The 18,861-nt window shown below is 65.5% G+C and carries 19 protein-coding genes, 1 tRNA gene and 1 pseudogene; 11 read left to right on the top strand and 10 right to left on the bottom strand.

What is annotated here, in order from left to right:
* The first annotated feature begins 80 nt into the window (after nucleotides 1–80).
* Nucleotides 81–440 carry a winged helix-turn-helix domain-containing protein gene (locus tag C487_RS04005; RefSeq protein ID WP_006184397.1) on the top strand — a complete coding sequence of 120 codons (360 nt, stop codon included), beginning with the start codon at nucleotides 81–83 and terminating at the stop codon, nucleotides 438–440.
* 100 nt (nucleotides 441–540) lie between these two features.
* On the opposite strand, the gene C487_RS04000 is transcribed toward C487_RS04005, so the two are convergent.
* The 6 genes from C487_RS04000 to C487_RS03975 form a co-directional block, all read right to left on the bottom strand.
* A complete protein-coding gene (locus C487_RS04000) occupies nucleotides 541–1,773 on the bottom strand; it encodes an FAD-dependent oxidoreductase (protein ID WP_006184396.1) in 1,233 nt (410 codons plus the stop codon).
* Between the two features lie 134 nt (nucleotides 1,774–1,907).
* Complete coding sequence (locus C487_RS03995; RefSeq protein WP_006184395.1) at nucleotides 1,908–2,333, bottom strand: CBS domain-containing protein; 426 nt, start codon at nucleotides 2,331–2,333, stop codon at nucleotides 1,908–1,910.
* A gap of 99 nt (nucleotides 2,334–2,432) precedes the next feature.
* Nucleotides 2,433–3,452, bottom strand: a complete 1,020-nt coding sequence (locus C487_RS03990; RefSeq protein ID WP_006184394.1) for an alkaline phosphatase family protein — start codon at nucleotides 3,450–3,452, stop codon at nucleotides 2,433–2,435.
* Between the two features lie 176 nt (nucleotides 3,453–3,628).
* Complete coding sequence (gene msrA / locus C487_RS03985; RefSeq protein ID WP_006184393.1) at nucleotides 3,629–4,162, bottom strand: peptide-methionine (S)-S-oxide reductase MsrA; 534 nt, start codon at nucleotides 4,160–4,162, stop codon at nucleotides 3,629–3,631.
* A gap of 94 nt (nucleotides 4,163–4,256) precedes the next feature.
* On the bottom strand, nucleotides 4,257–6,113 hold the full coding sequence (gene ggt, locus C487_RS03980) for a gamma-glutamyltransferase (protein WP_006184392.1): 1,857 nt from the start codon (nucleotides 6,111–6,113) through the stop codon (nucleotides 4,257–4,259).
* A gap of 179 nt (nucleotides 6,114–6,292) precedes the next feature.
* Nucleotides 6,293–6,958 carry a 2,5-diamino-6-(ribosylamino)-4(3H)-pyrimidinone 5'-phosphate reductase gene (locus C487_RS03975; RefSeq protein WP_006184391.1) on the bottom strand — a complete coding sequence of 222 codons (666 nt, stop codon included), beginning with the start codon at nucleotides 6,956–6,958 and terminating at the stop codon, nucleotides 6,293–6,295.
* A gap of 248 nt (nucleotides 6,959–7,206) precedes the next feature.
* Between C487_RS03975 and C487_RS20765 the strand changes: the two genes are divergently transcribed.
* From C487_RS20765 to C487_RS03950, 6 genes are all read left to right on the top strand, one after another.
* Nucleotides 7,207–7,563: a hypothetical protein gene (locus C487_RS20765; RefSeq protein ID WP_006184390.1), complete on the top strand. Its 357-nt coding sequence runs from the start codon at nucleotides 7,207–7,209 to the stop codon at nucleotides 7,561–7,563.
* 57 nt (nucleotides 7,564–7,620) lie between these two features.
* Nucleotides 7,621–7,848 carry a DUF7511 domain-containing protein gene (locus C487_RS03965; RefSeq protein WP_006184389.1) on the top strand — a complete coding sequence of 76 codons (228 nt, stop codon included), beginning with the start codon at nucleotides 7,621–7,623 and terminating at the stop codon, nucleotides 7,846–7,848.
* Between the two features lie 242 nt (nucleotides 7,849–8,090).
* Nucleotides 8,091–9,176, top strand: a complete 1,086-nt coding sequence (locus C487_RS03960; protein ID WP_006184388.1) for a phosphate signaling complex PhoU family protein — start codon at nucleotides 8,091–8,093, stop codon at nucleotides 9,174–9,176.
* A 233-nt stretch (nucleotides 9,177–9,409) separates the two neighbouring features.
* Nucleotides 9,410–9,841: an outer membrane protein assembly factor BamB family protein gene (locus C487_RS22175; protein WP_083864491.1), complete on the top strand. Its 432-nt coding sequence runs from the start codon at nucleotides 9,410–9,412 to the stop codon at nucleotides 9,839–9,841.
* A 54-nt stretch (nucleotides 9,842–9,895) separates the two neighbouring features.
* Nucleotides 9,896–10,048, top strand: coding sequence for an outer membrane protein assembly factor BamB family protein (locus tag C487_RS21970; RefSeq protein WP_006184386.1), 153 nt, complete (start codon nucleotides 9,896–9,898; stop codon nucleotides 10,046–10,048).
* On the top strand, nucleotides 10,045–10,320 hold the full coding sequence (locus tag C487_RS03950) for an outer membrane protein assembly factor BamB family protein (RefSeq protein WP_449406427.1): 276 nt from the start codon (nucleotides 10,045–10,047) through the stop codon (nucleotides 10,318–10,320). The genes C487_RS21970 and C487_RS03950 overlap by 4 nt, the downstream gene beginning before the upstream one ends.
* Before the next feature lie 21 nt (nucleotides 10,321–10,341).
* Here C487_RS03950 and C487_RS03945 read toward each other — a convergent pair whose 3' ends face one another.
* From C487_RS03945 to C487_RS03935, 3 genes are all read right to left on the bottom strand, one after another.
* Nucleotides 10,342–10,713, bottom strand: a complete 372-nt coding sequence (locus tag C487_RS03945) for a 30S ribosomal protein S8e (RefSeq protein ID WP_006184384.1) — start codon at nucleotides 10,711–10,713, stop codon at nucleotides 10,342–10,344.
* A gap of 199 nt (nucleotides 10,714–10,912) precedes the next feature.
* The gene (locus tag C487_RS03940; RefSeq protein WP_006184383.1) at nucleotides 10,913–12,373 is read right to left on the bottom strand and encodes an outer membrane protein assembly factor BamB family protein; all 1,461 of its coding nucleotides are present in this window, start codon (nucleotides 12,371–12,373) and stop codon (nucleotides 10,913–10,915) included.
* 4 nt (nucleotides 12,374–12,377) lie between these two features.
* The gene (locus C487_RS03935; protein ID WP_006184382.1) at nucleotides 12,378–14,633 is read right to left on the bottom strand and encodes an NADP-dependent malic enzyme; all 2,256 of its coding nucleotides are present in this window, start codon (nucleotides 14,631–14,633) and stop codon (nucleotides 12,378–12,380) included.
* Between the two features lie 149 nt (nucleotides 14,634–14,782).
* On the opposite strand from C487_RS03935, the gene C487_RS03930 reads away from it, so the two are divergent.
* Nucleotides 14,783–15,250: a phosphopantetheine adenylyltransferase gene (locus C487_RS03930; RefSeq protein ID WP_006184381.1), complete on the top strand. Its 468-nt coding sequence runs from the start codon at nucleotides 14,783–14,785 to the stop codon at nucleotides 15,248–15,250.
* A 139-nt stretch (nucleotides 15,251–15,389) separates the two neighbouring features.
* Here C487_RS03930 and C487_RS03925 read toward each other — a convergent pair whose 3' ends face one another.
* Nucleotides 15,390–15,698, bottom strand: a complete 309-nt coding sequence (locus tag C487_RS03925) for a transcription initiation factor IIB family protein (RefSeq protein WP_006184380.1) — start codon at nucleotides 15,696–15,698, stop codon at nucleotides 15,390–15,392.
* 229 nt (nucleotides 15,699–15,927) lie between these two features.
* Here C487_RS03925 and C487_RS20910 point away from each other — a divergent pair, with 229 nt between their 5' ends.
* The 3 genes and pseudogenes from C487_RS20910 to C487_RS03915 all read left to right on the top strand — a co-directional run.
* On the top strand, nucleotides 15,928–16,101 hold the full coding sequence (locus C487_RS20910; RefSeq protein WP_006184379.1) for a hypothetical protein: 174 nt from the start codon (nucleotides 15,928–15,930) through the stop codon (nucleotides 16,099–16,101).
* Nucleotides 16,102–16,196: 95 nt separating this feature from the next.
* Nucleotides 16,197–16,281: transfer RNA gene (locus tag C487_RS03920), tRNA-Leu, on the top strand.
* 239 nt (nucleotides 16,282–16,520) lie between these two features.
* Nucleotides 16,521–18,743: pseudogene (locus tag C487_RS03915) on the top strand (Eco57I restriction-modification methylase domain-containing protein); the annotation flags it as partial.
* Between the last annotated feature and the right edge of the window lie 118 nt (nucleotides 18,744–18,861).

The raw sequence follows: 18,861 nt of genomic DNA, 5'->3' as shown, positions 1-18,861 counted from the left end.
CCGTCCCGGTCTCGCTCCCGCTCGGTAACACCCCTAACCAAACGTGTCTTTAGGCCTCGCTCCTAACCTGACGGCATCCCATGTCCCTCGAGTGCTCCTCGTCCGGCGACGCTCCCGGCGTCGAGTGCATCATCGCCGCGCTCGACGACGAGGCGTGTCGGGAGATCATCGCAGTACTCGAGGAACCGATGACGGTCGACGCCATCGCCGAGGCGACGGACCGGCCGCTCTCGACGACCTACCGCAAACTCGACTGCCTGACCGAGGCGGGACTCGCCGAGGAGGCCGTCGGGGTCCGCGAGGGCCGCCACCGGAAATCCCGGTACGTCGCCAATCTCGAGGCGATTTCGATCGGCCTCGACGACGACAACGAGCTGTGTATCGACATCGAGCGCTCCACGGCGTTTGGCATCTGGTCGGAGCTCCAGCGGGAGCTCTGAGGGCGGTCCCTCGATCGGCTCGAGTCGCGGCCGCCGACCGCGGCCGCGACAACGGTTTCGACGCTGGTCGCACACCCGTCACGCGATCGGGGGATGACAGTCAGTGACCGTTCTCGGTCCCGATGAGATCGGCGTCCGTCGGTCCCTGTCCGTCGAACTCCCGAACGAACGCATCGAGTCGTGCCGGTTCCGACGCCCCCGGCAGTCGCTCTTCAGCGGTGGAACAGTCGGCGGTCACCCCGAGCCGGTCGCAGACGAGATCAGCGGTCGCCTCGGCCATTCGGCGGAACGTCGTCAGCTTTCCGCCGACGATGCTACAACAGTTCGTGACGCCGTCGTCGGTGTGATCGAGCAGGTGAAAGCCCCGCGAAATCCCGCGGCCGCCGCGAGCGGCCTCCTCGGGTTCGTACAGCGGGCGGACGCCCCACCACGTCCGAACACGGGGCGCGGTAGCGACCGGCGGCAGCATCGCCGCACACTCCCGAACCGTCTCCACGATCTCCCACTCGGCTTGCTCGTAGCCGTCGGGATCGTCAACCGACACGCTCGTCGTGCCGAGGACGACCTCGCCGTCGTGGGGCACGATTATGTCACCGTCGGCGGGCTCGCGACACCGGTTGAGCACCGGCTCGAGGCCGTCGTAGTCGACCGAGACCATGACGCCGCGTGTCGGACGCATCGCGACGGTCGCCCCCAGCATGTCCGCGATCCGGCCGGCGTGAGGGCCGGTCGCGTTCACGACGTAGGTCGGCCGCACCGTTTCGTCGGCGTCGCCGCCGAGGGCGACGCTCGTCACCCGTCCGTCCTCGACGGTCACGTCCGTGACCGGCGCGTGCGTACGGATTCGCGCGCCGTGCTCGCGGGCGTCGGCCGCGTTGGCGGCGCTCAGCCGCGAGGGGAGAACGACGCCGTCGGGTACCCACATCGCTCGATCGACGTCAGCGGCGAGGTCCGGAACCGCCCCGCGAGCCGCGTCCCCGCCGACGACCTCGGTCTCGATTCCCACGTCCTCGCAGGCATCGCGCTTCGCCTCGAAGTACGCCGGATCGTCGTCCGCGAGTTGGACGAACAGCCCGCGGGTCTCCCGAACGCACGCGCCGCCGATGCGGCGCAGGATGCGGTTTTCCTCGAGACACGCTCTGGCTTCCGGGCCGTCGGCCTCGGCGTAGCGCGCCCCGCTGTGAAGCAAGCCGTGTGACCGGCCCGAGGTCCCCGACGAGAGCCCGTCCCGCTCGACCAGCGTCACATCGACACCGCGCCGTGCGAGGTCCCTGGCGATTCCCGTCCCGGTGGCACCACCCCCAATCACGAGGGCATCCGTTCGGCTATCCATACTCGAGCAATGGCTCCCAGACGGACGTACCTTTCACCGTGGCGGTCGGTGGGCGGCGTCGCGTCGCCGAAAACGGGAGCCACGGGTCGGGATCGCGGCCGTGTCGGGATCGGGTCGTGGGACTGCGCCGTGCGTTACGGGCTGTACTCCGGCGACTGGGCTTCGATCGTCGCGGCGACGTTCTCGAGTTCCTCGCCGATCGTCGCGACCAGATCGTCCAGCGTGGCGATGCCCGCTAACTCGCCGTCGTCGTCGACGATCGGGAACCGACGGACGTTATTGTCGCGGATCGCCTTCGAAACTGCGACCGGATCGTCGTCCTCGTGGACCGTTACCGGCCGTTCGGTCATCACGTCCGCGACCGAGACCGACCCGACGTCGTCGTGGTCGTGGATCGCGAGCGCCGCGTCGCGGTCGGTGATCATCCCGACCGGTTCGTCGTCTTCGGTGACGACGATCGATCCGACGTTTTCGGACTCGAGCGTCGCCGTGATCTCCTCGAGTCGACTGTCCGGACTCGTCGTGACGACAGCCTGGGGGCCGAGTTTACCAATGGACATACGTCGGTTCGATCGACTCCGAGCCGACTATTCAAGTCGCGCCTTTCACACGAAACCGACCGCACCCGAAGCAGCCGGAAGCCGGCTCGACGCGTGATCTTACCGATAGCCGAGTACCCGGAGCTTCTCCGTTACCTCGTCCTCGTCCATGCGAACGGACTCGACCGGCGCTTCCTCGACGATCCGTCTCCGATCGTCCCCGTCGACGACGTGCCAGGGAACGCGTCGCAGCGACTCGGCCGCCAGATACTCGAAGTGCCCGTACTTGCGGCCCGTCAAGGGCAGCAGCCGTTCGCCGAGGAGTTCGCCGTGATCCGCGGTGATGACGGCTTTCCCGTCCAACTCACGGATCAATCGGTCGGCGTAGGGGAGGACGATCTCCAGGGTTTCCGCGTACGCACGCCGCAGATCGTCGACGCCGATGTCGAACGCGTCGTCCTCGACGATCTCGTAGAGCTGCACGTTCAGCGCGCCGAAGCGGTCCCCGCGCCCGCCGCGGGACACCGACGAGAGGTCCCGCCGGGACGCGATCCGCTGGTAAATCTCGAGTCCGGTCTCGCCGATGAGCGGAACGTGCGGTTGTAGGAAGTGGACGATCAGCCGCTTGGTGGGATGTCGCTCGTGGGCCTCGAGCGCCGTCTCGACGACGGTTTCCGGGTCGATCACGTAACTGTCCGCCAGGAGACGGGCGTCGAAGACGTCGGCCGCGTCGACGGCCGCCGACTCCGCGACCGGCTCCGGCGACACCGGATAGATCGCGTGAAACACGTCGTCGCCGATATCGGCCGTGAAGGCGTTGCCGCTGACGTAGACGGTGTCGTGGTGCGTTCTCCCCGTGAAATTCGCGTCGATCCACCCCGGGCTGCTGGAGCCGGCGGACAGCCGGGACTCGAGGGAGCCGTCGATCCAGTTCAGTTCGGCGAAGAAATCGTATCGGCAGGCGTCGAGAACGAGGAGCGTGTCCCAGTCTTCGGCCATGACGTCGATACCGCTTCCGTGTCGGCGTTCGAAGAGTTCCCGGTGGGCCGACCAGAAGTACTTGCAGAGCTCCGTCCAGACGAGCCGTGGCTCTCGGAGGCCGTTGCGAACACTCCGTATCGAGTATTTCGTACGCGACATGCCCACGGTAGACTGTGCCGAGACCAGCACATATAAAATGGGGACGGGCTGCTGCTGGCGAGAAACCCCTCGAGCGATCCGTCAACGACTCACCAATCGAGCAACACCTCGTCCCCGATTCGTCCGCTCGGACACGAAACGACCGGCCGGGAGACCGCAGCCCGATAGAACCGAGATTACCGTTTCGCGGCCACCTTGTCGGCGAACCGTTCGCGGACCTTCTCGACTTTCGGGGCCGCATGCATCGTACAGTAGGCGTCGTTCGGGTTCTTCTCGAAGTAGTCTTGATGCTTCTCCTCGGCGCGGTAGAAGGTCTCGAGTGGCTCGAGTTCGGTCACGACGTCGTCGTCGTCGTACTCCTCGTCGAGCGCCTCGATGTAGGCCTCGGCCTGGGTTTGCTGGGCCGCGTCGTGATACAGGACGATCGAGCGGTATTGAGTGCCCACGTCCGGCCCTTGCCGATTGAGCTGGGTCGGATCGTGGGTGGCGAAGAACACCTCGAGCAGGTCGTCGTAGCCGATCTCCGCGGGGTCGTACTCGACCTGGACGACCTCCGCGTGGCCGGTCTCGCCCGAACAGACCTCGCGATAGGTCGGCTCCTCGATGTGTCCACCCGCGTAGCCGGACGTGACCGACTCCACGCCCTCGAGTTCCTTCATCGCCGCTTCCGTACACCAGAAACAACCGCCGCCGAACGTGGCACGTTCCATACCCCGTCTTACGGCGCGACCGAGGAAAGATGTGACGGGAATCCCGCTGGCTCCGCCGTCCGCGCCCTGCGCCCTCTCAACCGCGCCGCCCGTGTCACTGGGGCCGACCGCGGTCGACTCCGACGGCCCGCCCGTCGCGCGTCGGATCGGCCGCGCCGCGCAGTTCGTCGTCCCCGATTTCGATGACCTGGACGTTACCGATGTCACCGCTGGACGTGTCGCTCCAGACCTGTCCGAACCGGCTCGTCGCCTCGCGAGCGCGCGCCGGGACGCCGTCTTCCCACATAATCGGCGGACACTCCGTGGTGAACACGGTCGGTTCGGAGAGCGCCGCGAGCGGCTCGAGCCCGTAGACGTAGCGGTGGAGGAGCGTCTGTGCGACCGAAGTGATGATCGTCCAGCCGCCCGGCGAGCCCACGGTGAATTCGGGGACGCCGTCGCGCAGGACGAGAATGGGGCTCATGCTGCTCAGCGGCCGCTTCCACGGCGCGACCTTGTTCGGCCCCTCGGGGACGGCGTCGAAATCCGTCAGTTCGTTGTTGAGCATGAAGCCGCGGCCGGGGACCATCAGTCCCGAGCCCATGAGCTGCTCGATGGTCGAGGTGTACGAGACGGCGTTTCTGTCGGCGTCGACGACGGAGAAGTGAGTCGTCGAGCCGCGCTTCGGATCGGGTGACGGCCCCCGGACAGGTTCGACGCCGGACGGGGCCCCGGGAGCGACGCACTCCCCCGCCTCGTAGTCCGCGAGTGTTTCTCCGGCGCGGACGAGTGCCGCACGCTCCTCGAGATACGCGTCGGAGAGCAGGGCGTCGCTCGGAACGTCCACGAACTCGGGATCGCCCATGTATGCGTTCCGATCGGCCCAGGCCAGGCTCGTTGCCTCGCCGACTAGGTGATACATCGCCGGCGACCGTCGGTCATACCGTCCGATGTCGAGGCAGTCGAGCAGTTTCAGGATCGAGGCCACGGTGCTCGGCCCCGAACTCGGGAGCGGTTGGCCGACGATCTCGACGCCGTTCCACTCGGCGCGAACCGGGTCGTCGATCGTGACGTCGTAGGCCGCGAGGTCGTCGGTAGTCATGCTGCCGCCGGCGTCCCGAACCGTCGCGGCGAGATCAGCCGCGATGTCGCCCTCGTAAAAGGCCGCTGGCCCGTCTCGCTCGATCGCCTCGAGCGTCTCGGCGAGATCGGGGTTGACGTGCGTGTCGCCCTCCGTGAGGGGCCGTCCGTTCGCGTCCGAGTAGACCGCCGTCGCCGCATCGTTGAGCTTCTCCCAGTTGTCCGCGATCTGTGCGGCGAAGACCCCATCGATCGGGAAGCCGTCGGACGCGAGATCGATCGCGGGGGTGAGCAGCCGCTGGCGGGGTCGAGTCCCGTGTCGATCCAGTGCGGTTTCCAGTCCCATCACGGTCCCCGGAACGCCCACGGCCTCACCCAACCGGATTCGGTCCGCGAAGGGGATCGGATCGCCGTCCTCGTCGAGGAACATGTCCGCGGTTGCACCCCGCGGTGCGCGCTCGCGGCTGTCGATGACGTCGACCGCGTCCGCGTCGGCATCGTAGATCACCATGAACCCGCCGCCGCCGATCCCCGAGCCGTGGGGCTGGGTGACCGTCAGGACGTACTGCAACGCCACGGCGGCATCGACGGCAGTGCCACCATCGCGCAGCACGCCCGCGGCGACGCCGGAGGCGATCGGATCGACGCTCGAGACCATGCCGTCGGCCGCGGTCACCTGCCGCCCACACGTGAACTGCGGGTGCGCACACCCGACCCCGCGGACGTCGGGAGTCGACCATGCGTCACTCGCCGCGACGGGGAGCGTGCCGATGCCGAGCGCACCGGCGGCCGTGCCGGCGCTCGCCAGCAACGCGCGTCGCCTGACTCCCGGCGGATCGCTCGGCCGCGACGTGTTCCCGTCGCCTTCGTTTCCACCGATCCGGTTTGTCATGTTTCGGACACCCGGCCAAACGTCGACAGTACCGGTCAAAACACCTTCGGCGGCTACGGTGACGCTACCCGGTGGGCCCGGCGATCCCGTCCGAGTAGGGGCTGCCAACGGGCGACCTAGTAGTATCGTACTGTACCCGAGCCCCAGCGATCGAACGGCTCCGAGACGGCTGCGCGAGTTCAGCGGTCGTTGGTCTTCCAGGTCAGCAATACGCCGCCGTCGAGTCGGTCGACGGCGTCTAACTCGAGCGTCGGAAACGCCGCGACGAACCCCTCGCCGTCGGCGAGGGTCGGCGCGTCGCGACCGCCGATAAGTGTCGGTCCGACGAACGTCCGGAGTTCGTCGACTAGCCCGGCCTCGAACAGCGAGAAGATGAGTTCGCCGCCCCCCTCGACCATGATCCGCTCGAGGCCCTGTTCTTGCAGCGCCCCGAACGCTCGAAGGAGGTCGACGCGGTCGTCACCCGCGGTGAGCAACTCGGCGTGCTCGGCGAGTGCCAGCCGCCGGTCGACGGGTGCGGCCTCGCTCAGACAGAGGTAGGTCGTGGCTGCGTCGTCGAGGACCGCCGCGTCCGTCGGCGTCCGCCCGCTCGAGTCGACGACGACCCGTGCGGGAGACGCCGGTCGGCCGTCGTCGCGGCGACGCTCCCGGAGCGCGTCGTCTTTGACGGTCAGATGCGGGTCGTCCGCGAGGACCGTCCCGACGCCGACGACGATGGCGTCGCTTTTCGCCCGGAGCCGATCGACGCGCGCGAAGTCCTCGTCGCCGCTGATCGCGAGTTGCTCCCGACGTCGCGAGGAGAGTTTCCCGTCGGCGCTCATGGCGGCGTTGACCACGACGTGCATACCACCGCTTGCGGGTGCGACGGTGAAGAACGCTCCCCTCTCGTGACTCCGGCCGCTCGAGTCACCCCAGGTGGTCGCGCCTCGTGGGACGAACACGCTCCGACAGAGAGGTACCTGTTTGCCGTCGGATGGGGTCCCGACGAGAACGCTCGTCAGTGATCGTCGGGAGCCCGACATCGGCGGCCACTCCGGCGCAGTTCGACTATACGCCGCTATGAGCGCCGACGGACGATCCGCCGCTCGAGGGGATGTCGAGCGACGACGCGGCGTTTTCGGTTCGGGCACTCCTCGACGGGAGCGACACGGACACGCCCGACGAGCAGTGGGCGGCGGCCCTCGGGACGGCCCGGCCGCTGTTCGAGCGTCAGGCGGTGTGTTATCGCGAGGGGATTCGCCCGGCGCTGGCCGACGCGGGGAGTCACATCGTCGACTACGACGAACTCTCGGCCGTCGACCGCCAGCAGTTGCGCGAGTACTCGACGGCGGCTTGCAGTCCGTTCCGTTGCTGCCACTCGAGGGATGCGGACCCGTTTTCGACGGACGAGGCCGGTCGGTCGGCGACGAAACCGACGCCGGCCGCTATACCCGTATGGAGCGCACAATAGCACAATTAGCAGCCGCTTTGTACGTGTCGTCGCTCGGTTCGGGTACGCACGAGACGTATGACCGAACCTACCAGCGGTTACGGCGATCGGTCGCCTCGGCAGCGGCTAGCTACGGCTACGCAGTACTCGACCGACGAGACCGACCTCGAGTCGATCGTCGTCCGATACGAGGACCGGCCCGATCGGTGGACGATCACGCCGCGGGAGTGTCCGGATTCGGACCGGATGACGACGTGGCTTTCGGCGGACGCTCGGGCCATCGTCGACCTCGACGACGTCCGATAGCCGACGCGATCTCTCGCGGTGGGTCGCGCACCGATGTTTCCGTTCGGTTCGATCGGACGGTTCAGTCGCCCGACTGCACCATCCGCTATATATTTCTATATATGACAACCATTATCGTTGTATGGATACTAATCAGTATAGGGAGAAAAAACCATAGATATGGCCTCTACTAGTTGATCTGGTCTAGAATAACCTCTCTATAGACGGGTGGATTTATATTGTTGTAATCGGAAGCGGAGCGTATGGAAACGCGCAAGGTTCAGGTCACAGGTGGGTCGACGTTCACCGTTTCGTTGCCGAAGACCTGGGCGACCGACAACGACGTCAGCAGCGGCACCACGGTCGAATTCTACCCCGAAGGGGACGAACTCCTTTTGACGCCCGAACGCGAAACGCGACGCCAGGAAGGGACGCTAGACGTCTCGGGTCTCGAGGACGAGGAGTTGATGCGGGCCGTGATGATGATGTACGTCAGTGGCTTCGACGTCATCTCGCTCGAGGCGGGCCGAATCACGACCGAGCAGCGCAGCGCGATCCGCGACGCGACCCAGCGACTCGTCGGCGTCGAGGTGCTCGAGGAGACTAGCGACAGCGTGGTCATTCAGGACCTGCTCGACTCCTCGGAGCTGTCGATCGTCAACGCCGTCACGCGCATGCGCCTGATCGCCCAGTCGATGCTCGAGGACGCGGTGACGGCGCTGANCGACTCCTCGGAGCTGTCGATCGTCAACGCCGTCACGCGCATGCGCCTGATCGCCCAGTCGATGCTCGAGGACGCGGTGACGGCGCTGATCGAGAACGACGACGACATCGCCCACGACGTGATCGAGCGCGACGACGACGTCGACCGCCTCTGGCTGGTCGTCTCGCGGATCTTCCGCGCGACGCTGCGCTCGCCGCGCGCGGTCGAGGAACTCGGCGTCTCCCGCGAGGACTGTTTCGATTATCACTCGAGCGCCCGCCAACTCGAACGGATCGCCGACCACGCCGTCAAGATGAGCGACATCGCGCTCAACCTCGACGACCTCCCCGCCGACGTGGCCGACGCGATCCACGGGCTCCACGCCGAAGCCGCGACCGCCTTCGAACAGTCGATGGACGCGCTGTTCGCCGACGACGCCGACGAGGCCAACCGACTGGGCCACGACGCCCTCGCTGCCGTCGTCGAGATCGACGAGCACACCCGCCAGATCGACGACATGCTTCGAGATCTCGAGCCGGCACAGGCCCAGTCCCTCGGGCTGATCGTCGACTCGCTGTCCCGGAGCGCCGACTACGGCGGGAACGTCGCCGAAACGGCGCTACAGAAGGCCGCGCCGCGCCCGTGACGGGGTGCCGAACGCACAGGTAACCTGAAGTACGTCCGCTGTAGACGGCCGCTGTGACTATCGACCGCACGAGGAGCCGTACTCGGACTCGTTACGGGAAGCGTGACGACAGCAGCGGCTGGCTGTACGACACTGCCCGGCACCGACGACCGTGCTGCCGGAAGCGACTCTGACGGCGACGAATCGGACAGCAGCGACACCGGGCAGTCCGACGCTGACGGGACCATCACCGACTGGCCGACGCCGCAGTACGATGCCGCGAACACGGGCACGGCCGGCACCGGCGTCGGTCCGCGCAATACCGCGACGCTCCGTGGCTCACACACAGCCGAGGACCGGATCGGTGCCGAGCCGGCAATCGCCGACGGCGTCGCAACGCCGGCAGTTGGGACGGCAGCCTCTACGCGCTCTCGCTTGCCGACGGGAACCTCGAGTGGGCCGTCGACACCGGCAGTGGCATCTCGACGCCACCGGCCGTCGTCGACGAGACGGTCGTCGTCGGCAACGGTGCTGGTTCCCTGGCCGCGCTCGACGCGGCCAGCGGCGAGCCCTCGTGGACGATCGAACTCCCCGCACCGGTTCGAGCGGGTCCCGTGATCGCCGACGGGGCGGTCTACATCCAGAGTCACGACGACTACGTCCACGCGACCGATATCGCCGATTGATCCGAGCGCTGGACGGTCCGGGTCGAGAACGGCGGCGGGTCGAACGCGCCGACGGTGGTCGACGGCACGGTGTCCGTGGGAGATACCAACGGGACGCTCTACGCGCTCGAGGCGGCGAGCGGGGACGAACGGTGGACCTCGACGGCTACCGGAACCGTCCGAACGCCGGCCGTCGTTGGAGACACCGTCTCCACACGAGCAGCCTGAGTCGCGCCTTCGATTCGACGACTGGTACCCGCCGCTGGCAGGCGGATGTCGGTCGTATCGGCGGCTCGCCGACCGTCGCGGACGGGGTCCTCTACGTCGGGACGTGGGACGCGGTCGTTCACGCGCTCGATATCGCGGACGGGTCACCCCGCTGGACGTACGACGCCGACTACGAAATCTCGCGGTCGGTCGCAGTGGCTGACGGCGTGCTCGTCTACGGCGACGACTACGGCAATATCGTCGCGCTCGGGGAGCCGGAACCCGAGCAGTAGGAAACTGCGGTCGAAAAGTCGTTACTCGACGAGAACGGCGTTGACCTGCCCGGTCTGGCCGGGACGGGACGTGACGCGGGCCTGTCCTTCCGAGGTTTCGATGACGGCCCCCTTCGTGATGATGTTCCGGCGGACGTAGTTCGGGTTGGCGTCGTTCTCGACGACGTCCTCGATCTCCGCGGAGACCGTTTCGCTGCCCTTGTTGACGCTTGCGACGTTCGTCGCGAGTGCGCGGGTCTTCGATCCGTTCCCCCGAACGTCGACGGTTCGGAACCGCGGCTCGCCGACCTCGGTCTCCGTCGGGAGGCGACCGAGTTCGTTCTTGCGGCGCTTTCGCACGTTCTTCAGTCGACCACCGGTTCGCTTGCGCGTAGAGCGTCCCTGATCTTGCATACCCGATAAAAATCCGGGCGTATACTTGAATGCACTGCTACGAAATTTCACTCTGCGGGCGCGGCTTGGCCGCGCTCTCGGTGAAATTTCGATCAAAAGCACTCCTCCCTCCGTTCCGGGCCGCTTCGTGGCCCTCTACATCGATCGTCGGCCCGCTCGCTCCCTGCGGTCGCTCGCGGTGAGTGTCAGTGGCCCGCACTCAGTCGTCCGGAACCAGACAGTACGCGTGGCCGGGCTCCTCGAGCACCGTCTCCTCGTCATCGTCGTAGTAGTACGAGAAGTCGCCGCGCTCGGCGTAGTAGATCCTGTTGCCCCGCGGGATCGCGCCGCTGGTCACGTGGCCACGGTTTTCGACGCGCCAGCGCCGGTCGCCGGTTTCCCTGTCGAGGGCGTACAGGTGCGTATCGTAGGACCCGACGAGAATCGTCTCCGCGGTGGCGGTTATCGAGCCGATGACCCGGCCGCCGACGTCCGTCGACCACAGTTCGTCGCCCGTCTCGGTATCGAGCGCGTACACGTGATGGTCGTCGCTCCCGACGTAGACGATCCCCTGCTTCGGATCGATCGCCGGATTCGACATGACGACCTCGCCGGTATCGAACGACCACTCCTCGCTCCCGTCGGCGAGGTCGAGCCGGTAGAAGTGGCCGTCCCAGGAGCCGGCGAACGCCGCGCCGTCGTAGACCGGGATCGTCCCCTTGATCTGCGCGCCGAGATCGAACCGGCCGCCGGCCATCGGTTCGCCGTCGGGACCGCCCTCGCCGCCCGCCTGGAACGACCAGGCGAACTCGAGCGAGGGGAACTCCCAGCAGTAGACGACGCCGTCGTTCGAGCCCGTGACGAGCCGGCCGGTCTCACAGTCGATCGCGGGCGAGGGATGGGGCATCCCCCAGAGACGGTCATCGCTCCAGGTCGGGTTCCCGGTGGCGGCGTCGATCTCCCAGAGCGCGCCGCTGGCGGGGTTCTTGTGCTCGGTCAGGAGATAGAGCGAGCCGTCGACGTACGCGGGGCTCGAGCCGATCGCGATCGCGTCACCGAAGTCGCGAGTCCGGGTGTGCCAGACGATATCCCCGGTCGGAACGTCCACGGCGTAGAGTTCGCCGTCGTAGCCGCCGATGTAGGCGGTGTCGCCGACGATCGCCGGCGTTCCGTGGAAGCCGAGGCTCCGGCCGGCACCGGTCTCGAGGGTCCAGCGGCGCTCGCCGGTCGGCGCGACGGCATGGATCGTTCCGGTGTCGCCGGCGACCAGAATCGTCTCGCCGTCGGGCGTCGGCCGCGGCGTCGACTTGGCCGCGGTGTGTCCGATGCGGTTGACCGGGATCGACCACGCTTTCCGGACGGTCTCGGGGACGGTCGCGTCGGGATAGTAGCCGTACCGGCGCAGTCCGCGGCGGAACATCGAGCGGTCGTCGTCCGCCGGCAGCGGGACGTAGCCGTCGGCGGCATCCGCGGCGCTCGCGACGGCCCCGCAGTCCGGCGGTGACCGGTACTGGCGGGCGGTACAGCCCGCGAGACCGACGGCCCCGGCAGTCGCCGCGGTCCCGAGAAGCGTCCGTCGCGATACTCGAGCACCGCCGGCTTCGGAGCGGTCCCGATCGACCTCCGCGTCGTCGGTGTCCCGGTCGGTGTCACCGTCCCGAGGGGCGGCGTGCTCGCTCACGCGTTTACTCCTGCTGGGCGTCGACGACCGCGACGCCGGCCAGGTTGACGATGTCCTTGACCTCGTCGCCCCGCTGAAGGACGTGGACCGGTTCGTCCATGCCGACCAGCATCGGGCCGATGGCGTCGGCCCCGCCCAGCCGCTGGAGCAGTTTGTAGCCGATGTTCCCCGACTCGAGGTTCGGGAAGACCAGCACGTTCGCGGGCTCCTCGAGGTCGGAGAAGCCGTACGTGCCCTCGAGGATGTCCTCGACGACGGCGGTGTCGGCCTGCATCTCGCCGTCGACCGTGAAGTCGACGTCGGGGTCGTCCTGCAACATCTGCGCTGCCGTGCGCGGTTTGCGGGTCCCCTCGTTGTCGACGCTCCCGAAGTTCGAGTACGAGAGCAGGGCCGCGCGGGGTTCGATGTTGAACCGGCGTGCCAGTTTGCCGGTCTGTTTCGTGACCTCCGCGAGGACCTCCTCGTTGGGGTCCTGGTTGACCGTCGCGTCGGCGACGAAGATCACGCGGTTCTTGAACGTCAGCATGTAGACGCCGGCAGCGTAGTCGACGTCCTCGTCGGTGCCGACGACCTGCAGCGGCGGTCGCAGCGCCGAGGGGTAGTGATGGGAGAGGCCGGTCAGTAAGGCGTCGGCGTCGCCCTGTTCGACCATCACGCTCCCGAAGTAGTTCGAGTCGCGCTCGATGAGTTCGCCGGCTTCGCTGCGCGTGATCCCCTTCCGGGCGCGGAGTTCGTGAAGCCGGTCGGCGTACTCCTCGTAGTCGCCGACGGACGGATCGGCGACCGTCGGATCGAAGTCCAGCCCGAGGTTGGCGGCCGTCCCCCTGATCTCGTCCTCGTCGCCGATCAGGACCGGCAGGGCGATCCCCTGCTCCTGAATCTGGTAGGCCGCGCGGATCATCTTCTCGTTCTCTCCCTCCGCGAGCGCGACCGTCTTGGGGTCGCTCTTGGCCTTGTTGAGGACGACCCGCATCATCTCCCGGGACTTGCCGAGGCGGGCCTCGAGTTCCTCCTCGTAGGCCTCGAGATCGATCTCGGTGCGGGCGGCACCGGACTCCATCGCGGCCTGGGCGATCGCCGGCGCGACGCGGAAGAGCACCCGTGGATCGACGGGCTTGGGAATGATGTAGTCGGGGCCGTACTGAATCGGCTCGTCGCCGTAGGCCTTGACGACCGCGTCGGGAACGTCTTGGCGGGCGAGTTCGGCCAGCGCCTCGGCGCAGGCGACCTTCATGTCCTCGTTGATCTCGGTGGCGCGCACGTCGAGTGCCCCGCGGAAGATGAACGGGAACCCGAGGACGTTGTTGACCTGATTCGGGTAGTCCGAGCGGCCGGTGGCCATGATGACGGTGTCGTCGCGGGCCGCCTTGGCCTCCTCGTAGCCGATCTCGGGATCGGGGTTGGCCATCGCGAAGACGATCGGATCGGCGGCCATCGACTGGACCATCTCCTGCGAGACGATGCCGCCGATCGAGAGCCCGACGAAGACGTCGGCTCCCTCCATCGCGTCCGCGAGCCCACCCTCGGGCACGTCGCGAGCGAACTGCTGTTTGTACTCGTTGACCTCGCCCGCCGCGGCGCGGTCCGCGGTGATGATCCCCGTGGAATCACACATCGTGATGTTCTCCTTCCGGACGCCAAGCGAGACGTAGAACCGCGCCGTCGCGATGGCGCTTGCCCCCGCCCCCGAGAAGACGACCTCGAGTTCATCGAGGCTCTTGCCGGCGATGTCGGCGGCGTTGAGCAGTGCGGCACCCGAAATGATCGCGGTGCCGTGTTGGTCGTCGTGGAAGACCGGGATGTCGATCTCCTCGCGCAGTCGTTCCTCGACGGTGAAACACTCGGGTGCTTTGATGTCCTCGAGATTGATGCCGCCGAACGTCGGCTCCATCATTTTGATGGCCTCGACGAGCTTGTGGGGGTCCGAGTCGTCGAGTTCGAGGTCGAAGACGTCGATGTCGGCAAAGCGCTTGAACAGGACGCCTTTCCCCTCCATGACTGGTTTGGAGGCCTGTGCGCCGATGTCGCCGAGGCCGAGCACGGCCGAGCCGTTCGAGACGACGCCGACGAGGTTCCCCTTCGCCGTGTAGCTGTAGGCATCGGTTTCGTCCTCGTCGATCTCGAGACACGGCGCGGCGACGCCGGGCGAGTACGCGAGCGAGAGGTCCCGCTGCGTGTTCGTCGGTTTCGTTGTCGATATCTCGATCTTTCCGGGCGGATCGGTCCGGTGGTACTCCAGTGCGTCCTCGTCTAGTCCCATATCGGGGACACTGCAGGGGACTACTAAAAACAATGCGAAGGGTAGTTTCGACGTGTGTCGAAAACCCCCGCGTATAACGGGATGCGACGTTCCGTGAGAAAAGATGATAATTCGACCGTTTTATACGCACCGCGGGACTGACCTGGGATATGGACGTCGCGCTTGGTGGGACCTTCGACCCCGTTCATGATGGCCATCGACGGCTGTTCGAACGGGCGTTCGAACTCGGAGACGTGACGGTCGGGTTGACCAGCGACGAACTCGCGCCGAAGACACGAGACGTCGACCGACGAGTCCGATCGTTCGACGACCGGAAGGCGGACCTCGAGACCGAACTCGAGTCGATCGCGGCCGACTACGACCGCGCGTTCGAGGTGCGGACACTCGAGTCGCCGACGGGGATCGCAACGGAACCGCAGTACGACTATCTCGTCGTCTCGCCGGAGACCCGCGAGGGTGGTGCACGGATCAACGAACTCCGCCGCGAGCGCGGCCACGATACCCTCGACGTGGTCGTCGTGCCACACCTCCTCGCCGACGACGGCGACATCATCTCGAGTACGCGAATCGTCAAGGGCGAAATCGACGAACACGGAACGGTCATCGACGACGACTGAGACGACCGCGGTTCCCAGCGACTGCCCCACCAACTCGGCGCGTTCCACTGGAGTCAGGGTGCGGCGTCTGTTCTCGTATCGGATACTTATCCCGAGTCAGGCCGCCACTGAGCGGCGACCGAGCGGGTGTATGGTGGCGTTACCAGCGCGGCGGCTCGAGCCCGGCCGCCTCGAGTAACTCCTTCCAGCGGGACTGGATCGAGAGCCGGGAGACGTCCGCGGCCTCCGCGACCGCGCCCTGTGTGCGGCCGTCGCCGGCGACGAGCGACCCGGCATAGAGGCTAGCGGCCAGGACCGCCCGTTTCGAGCGATCGGACGCCGGTACGTCAGTCAGAAAAAGGTCGACCGCACACGATCGCGCCTCCGTCGAGAGTTCCAGGCGCTCGGCGACGGTTTCGAGGTCCTCGAGCCACGGTTCGTACTCGATGCGATCCCGGGCGCTGTGCATACTGCCGGATATCGGGTCGGACGGCATAAACCTACGGTCACCACCGTCGCGCCGTTCGGCGGCGGTCGCGTCGGACTGGCTCGCCAACGCTGTACTACGACTGGCAACGTTCAGGTACGAATATCTCGGCCAGACGGCCGTTCTCGGCCGATTTCACTAGGCGACGACTACTAAACCAGCCCTCGGCCCAAGGGCGGAACGCCGGTCGCCGGGGCGGTCGTACCTGTCCATGAAAGACCCAACCTGCAAACTCGTCTGTACCGGGTGCGGACTCGAGATGCCGTACCGGGAGCGGTCGCTGGCCGAACAGGCCGCGGAACTCCACCAGCTACGGGACGCCGAGCACGTGACGTTCATCGTTCCCCCGGACTGGTCGCCGGAGGAGCCGGTGAAACACTGCTAGCGCCGCTCGAGGGGCGGGCGGGACGATCCGACGGCCGGCGCGCGGTTAGCGCGGACCGACAGGTACTTACTCGATTCGTGAAAAGCCGGATGTGAGCGCGGGTAGCCAAGCTAGGCCAACGGCGCAGCGCTTAGGACGCTGTCCCGTAGGGGTCCGCCGGTTCGAATCCGGTCCCGCGCATTGCTGTCGCGAGCAAACTCGCGAGCGACAGCAATCGTCGACCGATTCGAACCCTGGAAGTCGCAGCGCTCGAGCGAAGCGAGAGCGATCGTCTTCCTCCGGTTCGAATCCGGTCCCGGGCAATTCATATCTACCGTCGGTGGTGTTTGTACCGGTCTGCAAGCAATGCTTCTATTCAGTAACGCGCGGACATTACACTTTGCGTACTTTTTTGATGACCGGCTGAATTGAGTTCGATAATGCCAGATGCGGCCGCCGTCCACGACTCTCTACGGGCTATTGCCGACAGCGCAAACGACGATATGAGCGAGCGGGACGTTGAAAACCTGTTTTTGGAACAGGGGTTCTACGATGCGCTTGATTACGAGGGGACAGGTACTGACCTCCGGAGCGAGTTTACGCTCCCGGATAGTCGACGACCGGACTATATCACACTTGACACTAACGAAGCCGTTACTGCGGTCTACGAATTCAAGACGACCGGACGAGACCTGCCTCCAAATGAGGACCAGCTGTTCCACTATATGGACCATCTCCGGGCGGAATACGGCGTCCTCACCAACGGAGAGATGCTTCGACTTTACCGCCGTGGTGACGACCGTCCGATGCTCGTCGTTTCACTCGAGTCAGTCACCGAGAGTGAGGCGCGTGATCTCGTCAGCGCTCTCCAGAAACGGGAGTTCGATCTCACTGATCCTGAGGATGTGAATCAGTTCCTGGAACGACTCGAACCGGTTCCGTTGGACGGGCAAGCGGCACTTGGACAGGAACACTTCTTCGATACGTTCCGACTTGAGGAGGACAGTCCCTTCGCCGATCTCATCATCGGGATGATGGACTTGCTTCACGAACTCCGTGACGAGCGGGAAGCGAAGTTCGTCAAAGGCGCATACGACTTCTGGGAAGCGACTTACGCCAGTGAGCCGGACGAAACGCCCGACTCTTGGGAGCCGTTTATCGACGGTACGCAGTCGCTTCGGGATTTCATGTTCTGTCTCGAAAGCGGTCACGCGCTACTTGCGCGGCTCTTGCTTGCCAAGGCCACTGAGGATCATGACTTCTTCGCGGGAACGGGATACGATGGAATGGACGACTACTTCCGTGGACTCCAAGGTTTCAGCGACAGCATCAATCTTGACGCGTTCCCGGTCGCAGCGGACAACCTCATCGACGATATGCAAGAACAGTTGGTCGAAGGGTTGTTCCAGGACGATATTTTCGTGTGGTGGACTGACGGATACGTCGAGCAACTATCCCGTGGACACGAAACCGGTCCGAACCAATTCGAGGCCGTCGCAGAGGGGACGGGTGAAGTAGAGCGCATTAGCGAAGCTACGCGGGACCGCTTCAGTCGTGCCGTTGCCGAGGTCTTCTTCAACGTGCTTCGATTCGATTTCGAACACGTGGAAGGTGACCTCCTCGGGGACCTCTATCAACGGTACTTCGATCCGGAGACGCGCAAGGCCCTCGGCGAGTTCTACACACCGCAGCCGGTTATCGACTACATCATGGACGGCGTGGACTACAATCGTGGTGTCTCGAACGAGCGGCTTATCGATCCGTCCTGTGGGTCCGGGACGTTCCTCGTGGAAGCCGTCGAGCGATACATCGCTGACGTTGAAAACTACGAGGACGACCCGAACTGGGAAGAACACCTTCGGGACCTCTGTACGCGCCCGCGAATCGTTGGTCTGGATATCCATCCGTTCGCGGTACTAATGGCGCAAATTCGGTTCGTTGTCGCCATTCTACCGGCGTATCAGAAGGCAAAGCAGCAGAACCCTTCCTATACCATTCGCCGGCTGCCGATCTACCGTACCGACACGCTCCGCAACGAACGGGAGCTAACTGGGGTCGACATCGGAGACGACAGTACTCGGCAGTTGACCTTCGATTCAATGACCGAGGACGAGCAGGACGTTCGGATTCCGGTTCCGCTTCCGGTCGAAGTCGACGAGGAAGAGGTTGCCGAAACGGAAGACGGATTCCTCGTTCGCCGCGTGCGGATGCCACTGTTCGACACAATCCAGTTAGAGACAGGCGTGAGCAATTTCGGCGAGTATTTCGCGGCCCTGCAAGGCGTCCTGGACACGGTGAAGGCACATATGCGCCTCGCCGAGGAGTTCGGTGACGAATACGATTGGACGTATCAAAGTGGGCTCGAGGAACGGATCAATCACTACACTTCACAGGAGTATGACGGTGTAGAGGACTTCTTCGAGCCGTACGTCAACGATATGCTCGAGAACGTCCGGTACCTCAAGGAGGAACACAACGACGGACGGCTGTTCAAGATGTTCGAGGACACCGTGTTGGCCCTCGTCGTCAAGAACTACATGGAGTACGATTACGTGGTGGGGAACCCGCCTTACGTCCGCACGCAGAATCTTCCAGCCAGCCAGAAGACCATGATGGACCAGCTGTATGATGCGACAACGGGCAACTACGACATTTACTGTCCGGAGCGTGTCATAGAAAGCGTCACGTACGAAGCAGCAGGGTGCGGAAAGTGTGTCCAGCACAACCGCGACCCTGCAAGACGTTGCTTCGGTCGATGAGTCGATGCCGCCGACCGAGACG

The organism is Natrinema pallidum DSM 3751 (assembly GCF_000337615.1).
Lineage (GTDB): Archaea > Halobacteriota > Halobacteria > Halobacteriales > Natrialbaceae > Natrinema > Natrinema pallidum.
Note: the sequence above shows the minus strand (reverse complement) of the source record. Positions and strands in the feature narration are given on the sequence as shown.